This is a genomic window from Sporosarcina ureae (assembly GCF_002109325.1).
GTDB lineage: Bacteria > Bacillota > Bacilli > Bacillales_A > Planococcaceae > Sporosarcina > Sporosarcina ureae_C.
Genome location: NZ_CP015348.1, coordinates 2,377,674 through 2,395,380, shown reverse-complemented (window position 1 = coordinate 2,395,380; position 17,707 = coordinate 2,377,674). Strand labels below are relative to the sequence as shown.

Here is a 17,707-nt window from a genome sequence, read left to right as displayed (position 1 = left end):
AAACTTCAATGGGTCCGTTCTTTTTCAATATGAGGAGGGTTTTGTCCCAGCCTGTTTCTTATTTCACTCTTCTTCGTCTGGTTCACTGCCAAAGTACGTAATAATTTCTTCGATTGGCTTACGTGGTGCTGCTTTCGGTAATGAATCGAAATGACCGAACTGCAACATGCTGATGATACGCTCGCCTGACTTTATACCCAAGCGTTCGCGGAACTTCGGATTATCGATAAACGGAGGTGTTTTCCAGCACGTTCCTACTCCACGATCCCAAGCAAGCAATTGAATATTCTGGATCAGTATGCTGGCTGCCGCAAAATCCTCCAGCCGTTCTTTTTGGCGTACATCTTCAGGTACGATGACGAATACAGCTGCACTGGCAGTCGAGAACTTCTTCATTTGTTTTTCAAGATCCTCGTCAGAAAGCTGTTTCCAATTTGCTACACCGAACTCCTTCAAGACGTCCAAAAGCTGTTCATACTGTTCATCTGTTGCTACGATCAATCGCCAAGGATTACGGTTTCCGTGGTTTGGCGCCCAAATGGCATCTTCTATGATTTCTGGGATGATCTCTGGTTCGATCGGTTGTCCGTTAAAATTCTTAATAGAGCGCCGTGATACGATGGCCTCTCTTACCGATAATGCTTGTTCATTCACACTCAACCTTCTCCTTTGCAATAAGTATCTGTTTTTCATTATACCCTAACTTGGTAGTCTGTTGCTAGAGGCTATGGGAAACACTTTGATGCAGAGCTGGATATTTATGAGAAGTCGTCATGTATTTTGAAGAAGATGTATTTTGCGTTTGGCGAGTAGGCATAGGAGTCCTTATAGGCCCATGTGCGGTTATGCGCGTTATACGTATGTGCACTGACGAGTGGGTTATCTCCGTCCATAGCAGTTACAATCGTCGAATGATCGAAACGGCCGTCCCCTTGGAGGTCATACGAAATTACGTCGCCCGGTCGTAATTCTTGGGCGCTCTTAACTTGTGTAGCAGTCAGCCCTTTTGTGGAAGTGGCTAGATACCAGCGCAATGAATGAGCAACGGTGAAACTGAAACTCCACGTGCCTTTGTACATCCACCAACCTTTTTCACGGTTTGGTGCGCCATGCATCGGTGCACCGCCTGCCAATAAACATTGTGAAATAAAATTCGTACAGTCATCATCAAAAATTGGGAACGCTGGATTTCTATCGTTCCACCATTTATCCGCGTAGCGAACTGCTGCTTGTCTATCGTACAAAAAATCCCTCCTTGTCACATCATATGACAAAGAGGGACGTTCGATTAATGATGTAATACTTTCGATAAAAAGTTTTGGGCGCGTTCCGTATCTGGGTTCGTGAAGAACTTGGCCGGAGAGGCTTGTTCAACCACTTTACCATCTGCCATAAAGATAATTTCGTCGCAGATTTCTTTAGCGAAGCCCATTTCGTGTGTCACGACGACCATTGTCATACCACTTTCAGCGAGTTTACGAATCGCATCGAGCACTTCCGTGACCATCTCAGGATCGAGTGCGGATGTGGGCTCATCGAAAAGCATGACTTGCGGATCCATCGCGAGCGCACGGGCTATTGCGACACGCTGTTGCTGGCCGCCTGATAATCGGTTTGGATAGGCGTCGAATTTGTCGCCAAGACCGAGTGAAGTCAGCAACTCTTTCCCTCGCTCCTCCGCCGCACTTTTGCTAAGTCCTTTTACATTGATTGGTGCCAGTGTAACGTTTTGCAACGCGGTTAAGAATGGATAGAGATTAAAGCTTTGGAAAACGAACCCAATTTCAGAACGTGCTTTATTAATATTTACTTTTTTGTCGTGAATGGAAATTCCGTCTACGATGATTTCTCCATTATCAATGGGCTCGAGCGCATTGATTGTTCGGATTAATGTAGACTTCCCTGCTCCACTTGGACCAATAACAGCCACCACATGGGATTTAGGTACTTCAAGTGAGACGTCTGTCAGCACTTGATTCATACCGAATGTTTTATTGACATTTTTGATAGAAATCATATCTGACACTCCTTCACATCAAACTTCATGAATTTTCTCTCGCTAATAGCTTCTGTTCGATCGCACGGATGATCATGGACAACGTGAACGTCATGGCAAAGTACACTAGACCGACGAACGTCCACACTTCAATGGAGCGGAACGTTGTCGACACTAGATTCTTCGCATTCAATGTCAGTTCCGTTGCACCGATTACCGAGATCAACGATGAATCTTTAATTAGCATGATGAATTGTGAAGCAAGTGGTGGTAGAACGCGTCGGAATGCTTGTGGCAAAACAATCAAGCGCATGGCTTGCCAGTAGGTCATACCCGACGAACGGGCTGCTTCCATCTGACCTCTTGGCACGCCTTGTATTCCTGAGCGAACAATTTCCGCAATAAACGCAGCCGTAAAGACTGCCAAACCGATAATTGATCCCCAGTAGGAACCAAGTTTTAAAAACTGTCCCAGTACAAAGAAAATCCAAATCAATAATACTAGCAACGGCACGCCGCGCATGACTTCCACATAGGCTGAGGAAAGAATACGGATAAATCTATTGCGGGAAATTCTGCCCATTCCGATAATAACCCCAAGCGGAATAGCCAACAATAATGCAATCGCTGAAATTTCAAGTGTCTTTAGCGCACCTGCAATAAAGATATCCATATTTTGTGATATTACACTGAAGTCATATTCATAGCCGCCCATATTATTCTCCTGAAACCTTATCTAGCCAGTCGCTTTCCTCGAACCAACGATTTCTTGATTCCAACTCTTCTGGACTGTCGATATAGCTGAATAAGAATGAATTAAGCCATTGAACTGTTTCAAAATCATTTTTCTTTACAGCTATCCCTAAGTTCTCAGCAGATAATAAACCTTCCATCTGATGAACTTTCCCTTCGTTCTCCAAGCGCCATACTGCAACTGCAGGTTCGTCATAGACGACAGCATCCGCTTGTCCTGAACCCATCGTCGTAGCAGCTAACGGGAAGTCTTCAAAATCTACTACTTCCGCATTTTTAAACTGAGATTTCGCAAGCAAAGCACCTGTAGTTCCGATCCCTACAGCAATCTTCTTACCTTTTACATCGAGCTCTTCCCATGATTTAATGCCTTTGTTCGCTGCAGGTACCATGATGGCCTGACCTGTCTTGTAATATGGATTCGACATACTGACTGATAATGCACGGTCTCCACGAATCGTCATGCCTGCGATAACCATGTCCACTTCGCCTGTTTGCAAAGCTGGCACTAAGCCATCAAATACAAATTGCTTGAACTCTACTTCCGTTTTCAGCGCTTCCCCTACCGCATTTGCTAGATCGATATCATACCCAACAAAGCCGCCTTCTGTACTTTTCATTTCAAAAGGGAAATAACCGGGTGCAATTCCAATCACCAGTTTTTTGTTGTCTTTAATATTTTTTAATGTAGACTTCTCGGATGAACTTGCCCCTCCGCCGTCATTACTGCTACAACCTGCTACAACCAATACCAAAATTAGTACTAGTGCTGTAAACATCTTCTTCATACATTTCCCCTGCTTTCTCTCGTTTGGTATAAATATTCTAAATTGATATAATTATAAGATAATGAATAGTATCTGTCTACAAGTATATGTATACGGTTACTTGCATACTTCATACAGTAGCCAAGCTCTTATAATAGTTATTTACTCTAGTACTCAATATACGTTATAATGAATAAATATACAACAAAAAAAGTTTTATTCTATACTATTTAGGGGTATCTATAAGGGATAGCAACATAAAAAAACGACAGTTCGTTGAGATTTCTCTCAAGAACTGCCGCTACTACTTTAATGGAGCATAGGGGGCTCGAACCCCTGACCTTCGCACTGCCAGCGCGACGCTCTCCCAGCTGAGCTAATGCCCCTCGTATCTGATACAATATAGAGTATATCAACTGTTCGTTTAAAAAACAATAGGCAAGAAAGGTGGTTAATATGATGCAGCATGAAGAGAAAGAGTTGGATGAAACTGTACCTCTGTGCAACTCCAAGGGACTTCTGAATCCTGAATCAATAGGATACGCACGCAGCCCTTTAGTGAGAAGCAACTTAAAAGGTCAGTTCATGAAAAAGAAGCGCTGGAATCATTGGTGCGTCTACGGGGAAGATCTCTTATTGTCTGCCTCGATTGTACACCTGGATCATAAAGCAATTTGCCTCATTTACATACTGAATTATGAAACACAGCGTTTCTATGAAAAGCACGTAACCCTGCCTTTTGCGAGACGTGTAAAAATGCCAGAAGAGGCACTTGAAAGCATCAAGTTTGTACATGACGATATTACGGTTCAACTTGTTCACATGCAAGGTGAAACACATTTATCTGTCCTTATCCCTGATTTCGACAATGAAGTATTACACGCGGATTTGCATATTATTCATCCGGAGAAGGACGAGTCATTGAATGTAGTGATTCCGAAAAACCGTGACTCGTTCCATTTCACTTCTAAACATTCAATTATGCCGACCGGTGGATATGTACGCATTGGCGATCGTCGCTATGACTTCAATCCGTATTACAGTTTCGCCGTTTATGATTATGGTCGTGGTGTGTGGAATACCCGAACGAATTGGGAGTGGGCAATGGCCTCGCAGCGTACAAGCGGCAAACGTGTTGGATTAAATTTTGGTGGTAGTTGGACAGATGGTACCGGATTAACAGAAAACGCTGTCTTCGTGGAAGGCACAATGCATAAGATTCACGAGGATGTATTATTTGAGAGCGATAAAGAAAATCCGAAAAGTACTTGGAAGATCCAAACAAAGTTTTCAGATGACATTCAATTGACATTCAAACCATTTTTCCACAGCTCCACACTTGATCATTATCTCGTACGGAAGATGTCGATCAATCAATATGTCGGTTATTACCACGGGAAAGTTCGACTACCAAGCGGACAAGTTTTACCGATTCGACAGATGCTTGGTTCGATTTCAGAGCGCAAATATCACTAATTGTATCTTTACTCTGCTTTCACAGCCCCTAAATAAAGCAGTTCGGGTTTAAGATCCCTCTTTTTAGGTGATAATATAAGTAGTATACACTTTAGAAAGTGTGGCGCTTATGTCATTAATGCGAATGTTATCCATTGCAGGGGTTTCATCTATTTTACTTCTAGGCGGTTGCGCGTCAAAAGACGAAGCACCGAACAACGATGATGCGGTAAGTATTGAAGGTGAAAGTGAAGGCAGTACGATGAATACAGGCGACGGATACGGCTTCACAGATTTCGATTTGACGATCAAGAAAGATGATAAGAAAATCGAAACCGATTATGAGGATGTAAAGCCTGGCGATGCAGAGTATGTCAACGAATTCCAAGAAGTTGATCTCGAAGGTAATGAAGCAATTGACGATATGCATAAGATGTTTATGGAGATTTTGATTGATAGTGGCACTACAAAAGAAGAAGCGATTGATCGCATTCTGCAGTGGTATGGTCTTGATGATTATGATGAGTTTAAGTTGGATGTAGACTTTACAGACGACAAGTCCCTAAATATTGATGATAAGAAGTAATAACATGGAACAAGCCATTTATCCGGCATTGGATAGATGGCTTGTTTTTGTTTGGAATTAGACAGTTGGGTGAGGGTGAAAGCAACGTTGATCTGCGTTCCAGGCGGACGCTTTCCCATAGGCTCGACTTGAGCAGCTTCCCTCACTTCATTTCACTCATCAATCATGATTCAACATCCCATAAAACACGCCTCTACGTTCCAATAGTTCTTCGTGACTGCCTGACTCAAGTAGCTCACCATCTGCGAGTACAAAGATTTTGTCTGCTTGCTTGATCGTGTTCAGACGATGGGCGATGACGAAACTGGTTCTTCCTTCTATCAGGCGCTCGAGCGCTTCTTGAATTGCTAGCTCCGTCACGGTATCGATACTACTTGTTGCCTCGTCCAGCAACAGCAACGTCGGATCCGCCACTAATGCGCGGGCGATGGATAGCAGCTGCTTTTGACCTTGTGAAATCTCTTCGCCACCCGCTGTCAGCACCGTATCATAGCCCATCGATAACTTGTTGATGAAGCTATGGGCATTGGCTTTTCTAGCGGCCTCTTCCACCTCTTCATCCGTTGCGTCAAGTCGGCCATAACGAATATTTTCGCGCACGGTCGCTTCAAATAAAAACGGATCTTGCAGGACGAAAGCCATTTGACTACGCACAGTTTGGCGCGGTAGTTCGTTGATCGGGATGCCGTCGAGTAAGATTTGCCCACTATCCGCTTCATAAAAACGGGATAGCAGTTGCATAATAGTGGTCTTGCCTGCTCCTGTCGCTCCAACGAAGGCTGCTGTTTCACCTGATTGAACGTGGAAACTAAGGTTTTTGATGATCGCTTCCTCTTCGTAACCGAATGTCACATCACGAAATTCGACATCACCGTGTAATGTTTCGGTCTGTTGAGTTGCTTCATCTTTTTCGACCGGTTCATCCATGATCGCAAACACTCGCTCTGCTCCCGCGATAGCGGAGAGTACCGTGTTAAATTGATTGGCAAGATCGTTCAGAGGTCGCGTAAATTGTCTTGCATACTCACTGAATATAACAATCGTCCCGACCGTTACACCGCCAGATCCTGTCACCGCTAGCAGTCCCCCGACTCCTGCGACTATTGCAAATGACATATTATTGAGCGTGTTCATGACTTTCGGAATGAAACCTGAATACGTCTGAGCCCAGAAGCCTGCCGTTCGAAGATGCTCGCTTTTCTGTGCGAACTCTTCCATGACGTTCTGTTCCTGCGAAAACGCCTTGACGACTCGTTGGCCCGAGACAGTTTCTTCAATCATGCCGTTTAATTCACCGATTGCGCGTTGCTGTTCTTTAAATAGAATGCTTGTCCGCCGAGTGATCCATCGCATCGCAAAAAACATTAACGGAACAATAATCATCGTCAGTAACGTTAATAAAGGACTGAGATAGAGCATAATCGATACTGTACCCACTAGTGTCAGTACACTGGAAAACACTTGGATCAATGAAGAATTCAATGTTTGGCTAACGTTCTCAATGTCGTTCGTCACGCGACTCATTAGTTCACCGTGTTGTCGTTTATCAAAGAAACGGATGGGCAACTTCTGTAGATGACCAAATAATTGCGTGCGCATACGATACACCGTTTGCTGCGCGATGCCGACCATCCAGTAGTTTTGAAAATACGTAGACAAAGAGAAGCCCGCATAGACAAGTAACAATAAACCAATCTGTAGGCTTAGCCCGTCCACTTCTTTCGGAATGATGAAATGGTCGATAATATTTCCGATCATCAACGGACCAAGTAGCGCAAGTCCGGAACTAACAAAAACGAGTGCCAGTACAGTGAGGAGTAAACTACGTTGTTGGTCAATCAACTGCCAAATACGCGTGAGAACGGATTTCCAATTACCCGCCTTCTGAACTTTTTTACGCTGTACTTTTGATAAATCGTTTTTTTGAATAATAGGTTCATAGCCAAATGGTTTTCGCATCATGCCACTCCCCCATTCTGTTGCGATTCTGCAATCTCTCGGTAGAACGAGGAAGTCTCTAATAGTTCTTCATGTGTGCCATAGCCAGCTATTTTGCCATCTGACAATAATAAAATCGCATCAGCTATTTGAGCAGTTTGAATCTTTTGGGTGACGATGAACATCGTCGTATCTTCTTCACGCAAGGCTTCCCACAGTGCCGACTCTGTTTTAACGTCGAGTGCACTTGTGCTGTCATCTAAAATCAATAAGGATGGCTTACGGATCAATGCGCGTGCAATGGATAGGCGCTGCTTCTGACCGCCTGATAAATTGACTCCACGTTGTCCAACACGTGTTTCATACCCTTCTGAAAAGTGCATGATCGATGAATGAATTTGTGCCTTTTTAGCAGCCTCTTCAATTTCATTCGCTGTGGCATCCGGTTTACCCCATGATAAATTTTCTGCTATGGAGCCAGTAAACAGCATCGATTGCTGGGGCACATAGCCGATCAAATTACGCAACGTGTCAAGCGGCCATTCTTCTATGTACTTGCCGTCAATCCACACAGCACCTTCAGTAACTGTGAACATACGCGGTAATAATTGAAGCATCGTAGATTTACCTGATCCAGTAGCGCCCATGATGACAAGCTTTCCGCCCGCTGGAACTTCAAACGATACGTCTTTCAGCACGTCTTCCGTAGTTCCTGGATAGCGGAAGGATACATGTTCAAAACGGACAGACGCTGCACCTCGTGGACGATTGTCGCCAATCTCAAGCTGTTCAAGTTCATCGTCAGCCACTAGCAATTCTTCCATTCGTTCGGAAGATGCTTTTGCACGGGAGAAGATTACAATTAAAAAGGAAAACATTGAAAATGCACTGGTCATACGCATCGTGTAGTTAACGACCGCTACGACGTCTCCGACAGGCATTCCTGAATTACGAACTTCATCTGCACCGAACCAAAGTACTGCCATAAAGCTAACGTTCATGATAAACAACAAGACAGGCAAAATCAGTTCCATCAATCGCATGGCGCGGACACTATCTTTCTTCAGTGCGCCGGCTGCTTTTGAAAAACGGTTCGTTTCAAAAACACCTCGCAAATAGGCTTTAATGAGACGAACCGCTTGTAGATTTTCTTGCACGAGTTGATTTACTCCATCTAAACGACGCTGAACCAAGCCGAATAAACGGACGCCTTTTCGTGCCATGATAATAAGAAACACAGCTAAGAATGGCGCACCAATCAGTAGAAATATCGCGAGCCTAGGACTGACAACGAATGCCATAATTAAGCTTCCGATTACCATCAACGGCGCGCGGGCCATAATACGCAATCCCATAAAGAGTGCGTTTTGTGCAAGCGTCACGTCACTTGTCAGACGTGTAATAAGACTTGACGTCGGAAAGCGCAAAAATGCTGCCAACGAAAACGTTTGAACACGCTGAAACAAAGCCTGTCTTAGATCATAACCAAAGCTTTGTGCCGCATGCGCTGCGAAATAAGAATTGACAACACCTGTAATAAGCGCCAAGAAAGCTAAAGCCATCATGACACTTCCCCACACTAGAACAGTGTTCAAGTCTTCTTTCATAATTCCATCATCTATAATTCGACCAATTAGCAATGGCTGAATTAATTCGACCGATAGTTCGAGTAACATTAGTACAATAGCAATGAACATCGGCCATTTATAAGGAAGTGCGTAACGGAAAACTGTCTTCATATAGGTCACCTCTTACTCGCTGTCATTCCATTCATTATGTCATATGAAATGACTACGTGTACAGACGAAGACCTACACTTCGCTATGGTCATACTCCTGATAGGCTTCAGGCGGTGGAGCGGTTTTCTTCTTGCGATTACCACCGACTGATAGCCAGACGACTCCGACGAGCATGACCGCTGCGCCACTAATTTGCCAGACACCCATCGTTTGGCCAAGCCATAGTACGGAGACGATAGCTGCTGTCAGTGGCTCGAAGCAGGAAAGCACGCTTGTTTCAACAGGAGAAATGAACGTCATACTATGCAGGAACATAATAAATGCTAGCGTTCCCATAATGATCACAAGTAACAACATCCCCATCGCTGGGCCGTTAAGCAGAACACCTAGGTTCATGAAGAACATCGGTAAATTGATGATGAATAAAGTGACTCCTCCAATGAACATACCCCAGCCGACGACAAGTAATACACCCCACTCTGCCATAAGTACGACAGGATATAATGTATAGAATGTGAATGCAAACCCTACAATGACGCCCCACACAATTGCGGTAGTATCCAATGAAATACTTGAGAACGAGCCATTTGTTAATAGTAGGATCAAACCGAATAACGCGACGATCATTCCGATCACTTGACCGCCTGGCGGGAAGGACCTTTGAAGAATAGATAATAAGATGATGATGTAGACGGGTGCAACGAACTGGAATAACGTGGCCACTACTGCGTCACTGTGTGCAATCGTCTGAACGAATCCGTATTGTACACCGAGCATCCCGATGACACCGAACATCACCATTTTACGCAACCACAACTTCTGCCTCATAGGGCGACCAATTTGTATGCCTTTTGCTTTCAATAATAATAAAACTACAGCCCCTGCGATCGTCAAACGTAGGATTAACATCATAGAAACAGACATCTCACTATGGTTCAAAATCCACTCCATCATGGGTCCCGTGGCTCCCCACAACATGGATCCTATAACGATCATCATAATTCCTTTTAATCGCAACATTATCCGTCACCCCTAACTAATTCCTTATTTTTTAAACTATATAGTATAAAATTCACATATAAGATATAGACACAACGGTGTTTTGCTTTATAATAGTTATATAGTAGATTGGAAAGGAGTATCTCTATGCATACAATTAGCTTACCAGAGACTAGCGAACATCATGCACTAGTCGATAGTCTTAATAGATACCAATTAGTTACACATACAGACGGCGAAGGTCTAATCACCTATGCCAATCAAAATTACCTAACTGTCAGTGGTTGGACTCCTAAGCGTATTATAGGTAAATCCTTCTGGCAAATGTTCTCCGACCGAGCTGAAAGTCAGGAAATAGCGAATGCCATTTGGGACCGTTTATTGTCCGGCAAAACATGGGTGGGCAAGGTAGAAAAAATGACTCGCGTAGGCGAACCGTTCTTTGTCAATACACTGGCTGTTCCTACCCTCTCTGATTTTGGCGAACTGCAATCCGTGTTTTTCCTAGAGCTTGATATCACAGAAGATATCCGCTTGCAGGAACGTTTAGGAGAAATTGCATTCATTGATGTGGAAACTGGACTCATGAGCCGACATAAGTTGGAACAAGTAGTCAATGAATCCATCACAACTGGCACGCATTTTTCATTCGTCTATTTGACAATTGATCATTATTTCACTATGAAAGAGCTGCAATCCCAGGAATCTGAGACACAGCTGATCCAAGAATTTACCAACCGACTAAAGCGCTACTTCCAAGATAGCCCCATTGCGCGTATCGATACGAATAGCTTTGTTGTGTTGACAGCTTTCGGAGATTGGTATATTCAAGGTTTTTATGATTTCTTGAAGCAGCAGCCCGTCTACCTCAGCCAAAACGCACAGACCCTATCGATCAGTGGCGGGATCGTACGTTTCCCAGAAGATCAACAAACATATATGCAACTCTATAAAGTGGCAATGACAGCTGCGGATGACGTGATCAGTCAAGGTGGCGGGCGGATAGCATCCCTTTCTGCTCAGTCCCATAAAATTCTGAACCGACGATTGGAAATTGACCGCAAGATGCTAACCGCACTCGATCGCAATTCATTACACGTAGCTTATCAGCCTCAACTCGATGTGGCTAGCGATAAAATCACTTGCTACGAAGCACTCGTGCGCTGGGAAGATGAAGATTTAGGTGTCATCAGTCCTGACGAATTGATTCCCATTGCAGAAGAAAATGGCTTGATTGAAGAAATCGGCGCCTATGTTGCAGAAGAAGCCATGACGTTCGTGACGAAATGGCATCGCATTGGTAATGATATGAGTATTTCTATTAACTCGTCCATTCGCGAATCACTGAATCCGCAATGGAAAGATCGCTTGATTTCTATTTTAAATGAGACCGGTTGCCCTGCGCATAAAGTACATCTTGAATTCACAGAGAAATTTGCACTTAAAGCGGAAGAAGAGCAATCCGTACTGGGGCAAATGTCAGAACTGCAAAAACTCGGTTTGCAGTTTACGCTTGACGACTTTGGTTCGGGATATGCATCATTGCGCTACTTGCAACATTTACCGATTTCTAGCGTGAAGATTGATCGCGTCTTTATTGATGCGTTGCTAAGCAATCCAAAGACACAAAAGTTGATCGAAGGATTGATTCTTCTTACCAAGAAATTAAACTTATATACAATTGCAGAAGGTGTCGCCAATGAACAGCAATTTGAATTGCTGAAAGAGATGGGCATTGATGCTATGCAAGGTCACTTCATCGGCATGCCGTTGCCTGCTGAGCAGATCGAAATTCAATAAATTATCTTTATACAAATCAGATGGAGCTCCTTTCGTATAGAAAGGGCTCCATTTTTGTCTAACTTGTTTAATTGTGGTCGTTACTAGTGCGTTTGATTACAGCTTACTGTACAAGGGCTGAAAAGACAACCTTTTTCGATTGCGTAGAGGAGGTCATGTGTTAACTGTAGGCTCTCAGTGGTCATTTGTGGCGTTTTTGAAAGAGGGGATAGTGGTTAAACCCCGTTGATCTGCGCTGCAACCGGATGTGTGCCTATGGGCGGCTTCCGCTCTGATCAACTTAGAAAGCGATCCTAAACAATCACGCCCGACATTTGAATAACTAGAATACAGTACTACTTTTTTAATAGAGATCCACGCAATACTTCATCTCAATAATCGAAATAAGTACTCCGCATTGTAGAACAGAATTACACCTACTAATAGATAAGCAAATGTTACAATATGTTGATTAGTCCCTTTTAAGTATTTCCACTCCAAAATGGATTGAAAACCATATTGTACAACGCAATAAAAGATACAAACCCACTTTATTATAACTGGTTCTGCGACCACAACAAAAGGAAGACTACCTAAAGAAACGACTAAAATAATACCTCTTCCCCATCGGTCAATTCTTTTACCAGGGGTTTCTGAAATCTTCTTTTTTTCTACACTAAACAATTTGTTTAGTAACATTTCAAATGGAATGCTCAAAATTAGTAATATAATAACAAACCCCAAAAACCTCATAATACCCCACCTAGTCTTATAATCCTTATTCTTATATCTCGGCCCGTTTAAGACACAAACCCTATACAACAAATTCGCGCTTTGGTCGCAAACAATATATCCTTAAGTTTTGACGTCAGTTGGCGTTCACAAAATAACCCACGAACATAAATATGAAAAAGCTGAAAAACATAAAAGTGTTAGCCACGATTAACCAATATCTTCTTACCAATATTGCGAATACAATTCCCACTGGAGCAATAATAAAAGTTACTAAAAATAAAGGACTGGCTACTTGGAAAACAATGTTAGGAATCCAAGCTAGTATACAAATTAATAAACAAATCAAGGATATTACTTTGAAATTCTGGTTGTCTATTTCACGCGCCCCCTTACCATCCGACACAATAATGCATCGACTATAATACTTCAAAATGGCCCCATAATGTTATAGAATTCGTGCAACAATTGTGACCGTCAACTTTATAATTTCAATTTTCCGCTAGAAATACTTTATCCAAAAAAGTGCACCTGCAAGCGTAATAAATGTTAACCCAAATTGGATTAAGGTTACTTTGAAGTTCTTTCTGTTGTCGGAAAATCTCCACTCTACATATGATTGGACGATAATTTGACTTAATACGAAAAAGCTGGAAATTAGGGGTAGTAAAAGCGGCTGTTCATTAGGTAATACTGCACTTACTAGTATAGAAATCAGAAAAATTATACGCAATGTCCAATCGACTTTTTTATGGAACTTGTTTATGTGATTAAATGAAAACCACTTATTTTTATCCGCTCCCATTTTATAACGAATTATAGCTGGAATAATAATAATCAGGAAAATAACAATTAATAGTATTATAATAAGTTCTGACCATAACCCTGGTGTCATTCCATAGTTCTCCATGCGTGATCCTCCAATTATCGCTTCTCATATCTTCTTCCAATTTCTCTATCCAACAAAATGGCCCCTATTACAAAATTATGAGCCTAATCTTACTTTCCTATTACTATAGCAGAAATATCCAAACTACTTAAATAGATTTACTAACGTCCTATCTAGTGCCACTTGATGCTTTAATGGGATGTTCGTTCGCATAAAAAAATCCCGTAGAAGACAAAGCTGTCTTCTACGGGATTTCTTAAAAATTAAGCTTCTACTGTTTGTTTTTCAAGTGATTCATTATACATATCTTTATCAAGTTCACCAGTCACGCGGGCTGTAGTAACACCGGCTGTCATTGAACCACTGACGTTTACAGCAGTTCGGCCCATGTCGATTAATGGTTCAACCGAAATCAATAACCCCGCGAGTGCGACGGGAAGATTTAGTGCCGACAAGACGAGAATTGCAGCAAATGTCGCGCCTCCCCCAACGCCAGCTACACCAAATGAGCTAATCGCAACAACAGCGATCAATGTCAATAAGAACATTGGTTCAAGTGGGTTTTGACCTACTGATGGAGCAATCATGACAGCGAGCATCGCTGGGTAAATTCCTGCACAGCCATTTTGCCCGATGGATAAACCAAACGAACCAGAAAAGTTTGCGATCCCTTCAGGTACACCTAAACGGTTTGTTTGTGCATGAATCGTTAACGGTAATGTACCCGCACTTGAGCGTGATGTGAAGGCAAATATTAATGCTTCACCTGCTTTTTTCACATATGTCACTGGATTTAATCCCGATAATGTAATAATGAGCAAGTGAATGCCGAACATCACGATTAAGGCGACATAAGAAGCAAGGACAAACTTCCCGAGACTGTAGATTGCCATAAAGTCAGACGTCGCGACAGTTCGCGCGATAATCGCCAAAATACCATATGGCGTCAAACGTAGAACGATTCGTACAACACCCATGATCAATGCGTAAATTGCGTCAATTCCCTTTTTCACCGTGACCGCATTTTCTTCATCTCTTCTTGTAATCGCTAAGTAAGCAAACCCAAGGAATGCTGCAAAAATAACGACCCCAATAGTTGAAGTTGGACGTGCCCCTGTGAAATCTAAGAAAGGATTAGCAGGTAATAAATCAATGAGCTTCTCAGGTAACGAAAGATCGGCTACCGTTTCGAGGTTTTCTTCCATAGAAAGCCCACGTGCCGCTTCTGCTTCTCCTGACACAATTTCAGAAGCGTCCAGTCCAAATAGAAGCGTAACTGAAATCCCTACAATCGCAGCAATCGCGGTAGTCCCGACGAGCATACCTAAAATCGTACCTGCCATTTTCCCAAAGTTTTTCCCGATAGTTACTTTCGTAAAGGCCGCTAAGATGGAAATAAAAACTAGTGGCATAACAATCATTTGCAGTAATTTAACATAGCCGGTTCCGATTAAGTTAAACCACGGCATCGACTGCTTGAGGATTTCTGACTCTGTCCCGTATGCAAAATGTAAAATAAGTCCGTATCCAATCCCGAGCCCAAGTCCCGTAAAAACGCGTTTTGAAAATGAGACCTTTTTGCGATTCATTCTATATAATAGGCCGACGAGCAACAATAGACCCGCAATGTTCACAATAAGTAAAAAAGTATTCATCATTCTATCCCCTCTATTTATATATTATTGTAGTATTTCATACAAACTATACTCTATCCCTCCAATCCCTATTCGTCAAGTAAGATTTAAAGATTAATTATAGTAGACAATCTATCACGCTACTCACTTGAACTAACATCTCTTCTCACAACAGTTATAGCAATTAACGTTATGTATCGAAGACTCCAATAAAAAAAAGGAATACCGACTAAGCTGCATAGAGTCGGTATTCCCATGAATGAGTTAAGGATCAAGTAGCGTTTACTTTTACTTCGCTAGTGTGTCCAGCGGTGCAAATCCATTCAACGCGTAGCTTCTGACTTCATTTGGAGAAATCGTGTAAACAGTGTCTCCACTATATAACAAGCGGCGGATTTCTTTTTCCCAGTCCATATAGTCATTTGTCATGCGCTGCGTCAAATCAGCCGCTTGGACGATGCCTTTTTCTACTGTGATTTCGTAAATCATTGCGCCTGACCTTTGCAAGTCTACGACGCCTCCCTCACGTTCAGATTGTTGATAAATGCTGACGGGGAAACCATACAAGTTGCGAGACGGATGAATGAACAATGCATGATGGTCGTCTTGTACCGATGAGTAAGTTCCCTGGCCACCGATGATTTCAGTATCAGTTTCTTTCGGGTTCGCGAAATCGGTTACGTCGAACAAAGAAATTTTCATTCCGCCCGTTTGGATGATCGGCTCGCCACCTTGTGGATTTTTCTTTGCGATTGTTTCATAGCCGAAGCCAATCAAATGTCCTTCGTCAAGCGGGTGTAAATAATTACTGAATCCTGGAATTTTTAATTCGCCGAGCACTTTGGGATTATTCGGATCTGCTACATCCATGACAAATAGCGGATCGGTTTCACGGAATGTGACCATATACGCCTTATCACCAAGGAACCGTGCGGAATAGATGCGTTCATTGACCGCCAGATTTTCGACTGATCCGACTTGCTTCATATTTTCGTCGAGAATGAACAAATGGTTTTTTGCTTTATTACGTTCATCCCATAGATTACCTTCTGTTGTGACGGTTCGAAAATAGCCGTTGTGCTCATCCATCGAAAATTGATTTAAGATGGTCCCTTTTAATTGAGCGGTTTGCAGGAAATTCACTTGCGTTTTATCTAGAGCGAATTTGTATACTTCGCTAGTATTTTGATGTTGGTCTTGGTAGTTTGTAGACGTCAGATAAAGGTGATCTGCTGACATGTAAAGTTGTTCGCCACTTCCAAGATACGCTTTCGTATTCACTCCACCCTTTTCCCCCGATTCTATATCAAGTGTCGTGATGATCGAGTAAGAGGGTTCCATCGCGCCTGGCAAAATAGAGATTTTATCGAGTGCTAGCGATTGTACTTTTTGTTCGACTGATGAATCATAGACTTTCGGCAATAACTGATCTTCTGCCGGTACTGGATGATCGTACCAAAGGAATGGTTGGTTATTCGTGATCATGTAAACGTATGGACCAATTTTACGCGTACCGATTACGTAACCTTCTGCACCTGTTTCACGAATAAGTTTCGGATTTGTGCGGTCCGTGACATCGTACACACGAATGACGGATAGTTGTTGCATCGACATCATACGATCTTCCATCATTTTTGAATCCGTATTGGATGTCGGGGCATTTAGATTTTGACCACCGATTAGTACGACTTTGTCTTGATCAACGTACAGTTCGTTTGCATAGAATCCATCCGTGAAATCTACCTTGCTAGCGTGAACCATGTCTTTTGGATTGCGGATATCTGTGATGATCAACCCATCTCCGTTTAAGACTTCGTAAAGGTAGTCACCATCTGTTTTGACTTGGTCCGCCTCATCTACCCCTGCTACTTGTTGATTGGTCTGTGAATAATCGGGACCGCCACCAGATGCTGAAGAAGCTTTATCTTCCGTGGAAGATTCCATCATGATTTCACTCCTTCCTTGCGGCTCTATCCGCTCGAAGAAGTTTTCGATTTCTTTAATAGAGTTTACAGGTTGCACCGATTCTAGAACGGTGAATGAAAGCGCCTTATCCTCTGCTCGCTTCCATATACCAAAACTATTCGATGGAATATGCAATATATAGTTTCCTGGTTGTAGCTCACCTATTTGTAATGAGGTATTGCCATTTCCGTACGAAAGCTCGGCTTGGGTTTTCTTATTGCTTTTCGTCACGTGAAACTTCGAAGCATCCATGCTCTTTTTCACGGGGGCAGTAAAATAGATATTCAGCGACTGGCCCGCAAGCACAGACTTTGTGGATGTAATTCCGACTTTCGGCCAGAATAGGAAACTGATCAGCACTAAGATTCCGATCGTTCCCGCTGCACCAAGTACAACAAGCCATCTACCTGTATTCATAGTTTTCATCTCCTTTAGTTTTGATGTGTACTAAAGTAGACTGAAAACTTTTGATTTC

At 42.7% G+C, this 17,707-nt stretch carries 16 protein-coding genes and 1 tRNA gene; 4 read left to right on the top strand and 13 right to left on the bottom strand.

Annotation, left to right across the window (positions count from 1 at the left end):
• Positions 1-63: 63 nt before the first annotated feature.
• The 6 genes from SporoP32a_RS11885 to SporoP32a_RS11860 form a co-directional block, all read right to left on the bottom strand.
• Complete coding sequence (locus SporoP32a_RS11885; RefSeq protein WP_085428080.1) at positions 64-654, bottom strand: nitroreductase family protein; 591 nt, start codon at positions 652-654, stop codon at positions 64-66.
• 104 nt (positions 655-758) lie between these two features.
• A complete protein-coding gene (locus SporoP32a_RS11880; protein WP_085428079.1) occupies positions 759-1,244 on the bottom strand; it encodes an amidase domain-containing protein in 486 nt (161 codons plus the stop codon).
• 44 nt (positions 1,245-1,288) lie between these two features.
• A complete protein-coding gene (locus SporoP32a_RS11875; protein WP_085428078.1) occupies positions 1,289-2,017 on the bottom strand; it encodes an amino acid ABC transporter ATP-binding protein in 729 nt (242 codons plus the stop codon).
• Positions 2,018-2,042: 25 nt separating this feature from the next.
• Entirely contained in the window at positions 2,043-2,711 is a 669-nt protein-coding gene (locus tag SporoP32a_RS11870; RefSeq protein WP_085428077.1) for an amino acid ABC transporter permease, read from the bottom strand.
• Between the two features lies 1 nt (position 2,712).
• Positions 2,713-3,537, bottom strand: coding sequence for a transporter substrate-binding domain-containing protein (locus SporoP32a_RS11865; protein ID WP_085428076.1), 825 nt, complete (start codon positions 3,535-3,537; stop codon positions 2,713-2,715).
• A 292-nt stretch (positions 3,538-3,829) separates the two neighbouring features.
• Positions 3,830-3,902, bottom strand: a tRNA-Ala gene (locus SporoP32a_RS11860).
• Positions 3,903-3,975: 73 nt separating this feature from the next.
• Between SporoP32a_RS11860 and SporoP32a_RS11855 the strand changes: the two genes are divergently transcribed.
• Positions 3,976-4,992: a DUF2804 domain-containing protein gene (locus SporoP32a_RS11855; protein WP_085428075.1), complete on the top strand. Its 1,017-nt coding sequence runs from the start codon at positions 3,976-3,978 to the stop codon at positions 4,990-4,992.
• A gap of 109 nt (positions 4,993-5,101) precedes the next feature.
• Entirely contained in the window at positions 5,102-5,557 is a 456-nt protein-coding gene (locus tag SporoP32a_RS11850; RefSeq protein WP_085428074.1) for a YusW family protein, read from the top strand.
• Positions 5,558-5,716: 159 nt separating this feature from the next.
• On the opposite strand, the gene SporoP32a_RS11845 is transcribed toward SporoP32a_RS11850, so the two are convergent.
• The 3 genes from SporoP32a_RS11845 to SporoP32a_RS11835 all read right to left on the bottom strand — a co-directional run bounded on the left by SporoP32a_RS11845 (position 5,717) and on the right by SporoP32a_RS11835 (position 10,254).
• Positions 5,717-7,519: an ABC transporter ATP-binding protein gene (locus SporoP32a_RS11845; RefSeq protein ID WP_085428073.1), complete on the bottom strand. Its 1,803-nt coding sequence runs from the start codon at positions 7,517-7,519 to the stop codon at positions 5,717-5,719.
• Positions 7,516-9,234 (bottom strand): ABC transporter ATP-binding protein, encoded by a 1,719-nt coding sequence (locus SporoP32a_RS11840; RefSeq protein ID WP_085428072.1) that lies wholly within the window; start codon positions 9,232-9,234, stop codon positions 7,516-7,518. The genes SporoP32a_RS11845 and SporoP32a_RS11840 overlap by 4 nt, the downstream gene beginning before the upstream one ends.
• A gap of 72 nt (positions 9,235-9,306) precedes the next feature.
• Positions 9,307-10,254 carry a DMT family transporter gene (locus SporoP32a_RS11835; RefSeq protein WP_085428071.1) on the bottom strand — a complete coding sequence of 316 codons (948 nt, stop codon included), beginning with the start codon at positions 10,252-10,254 and terminating at the stop codon, positions 9,307-9,309.
• A 126-nt stretch (positions 10,255-10,380) separates the two neighbouring features.
• Here SporoP32a_RS11835 and SporoP32a_RS11830 point away from each other — a divergent pair, with 126 nt between their 5' ends.
• Positions 10,381-12,033, top strand: coding sequence for a putative bifunctional diguanylate cyclase/phosphodiesterase (locus SporoP32a_RS11830; protein WP_085428070.1), 1,653 nt, complete (start codon positions 10,381-10,383; stop codon positions 12,031-12,033).
• 366 nt (positions 12,034-12,399) lie between these two features.
• Here the strand turns inward: SporoP32a_RS11830 and SporoP32a_RS11825 are convergent, their stop codons facing one another.
• A complete protein-coding gene (locus tag SporoP32a_RS11825) occupies positions 12,400-12,696 on the bottom strand; it encodes a DUF4181 domain-containing protein (protein WP_232319523.1) in 297 nt (98 codons plus the stop codon).
• Between the two features lie 221 nt (positions 12,697-12,917).
• On the opposite strand from SporoP32a_RS11825, the gene SporoP32a_RS11820 reads away from it, so the two are divergent.
• Positions 12,918-13,169, top strand: coding sequence for a hypothetical protein (locus tag SporoP32a_RS11820; protein ID WP_085428068.1), 252 nt, complete (start codon positions 12,918-12,920; stop codon positions 13,167-13,169).
• 77 nt (positions 13,170-13,246) lie between these two features.
• On the opposite strand, the gene SporoP32a_RS11815 is transcribed toward SporoP32a_RS11820, so the two are convergent.
• From SporoP32a_RS11815 to SporoP32a_RS11805, 3 genes are all read right to left on the bottom strand, one after another.
• Positions 13,247-13,654 (bottom strand): DUF4181 domain-containing protein, encoded by a 408-nt coding sequence (locus SporoP32a_RS11815; protein ID WP_085428067.1) that lies wholly within the window; start codon positions 13,652-13,654, stop codon positions 13,247-13,249.
• Positions 13,655-13,896: 242 nt separating this feature from the next.
• On the bottom strand, positions 13,897-15,288 hold the full coding sequence (locus SporoP32a_RS11810) for an L-cystine transporter (RefSeq protein WP_085428066.1): 1,392 nt from the start codon (positions 15,286-15,288) through the stop codon (positions 13,897-13,899).
• 267 nt (positions 15,289-15,555) lie between these two features.
• Complete coding sequence (locus SporoP32a_RS11805; protein ID WP_198166158.1) at positions 15,556-17,649, bottom strand: beta-propeller domain-containing protein; 2,094 nt, start codon at positions 17,647-17,649, stop codon at positions 15,556-15,558.
• Positions 17,650-17,707: the final 58 nt, after the last annotated feature.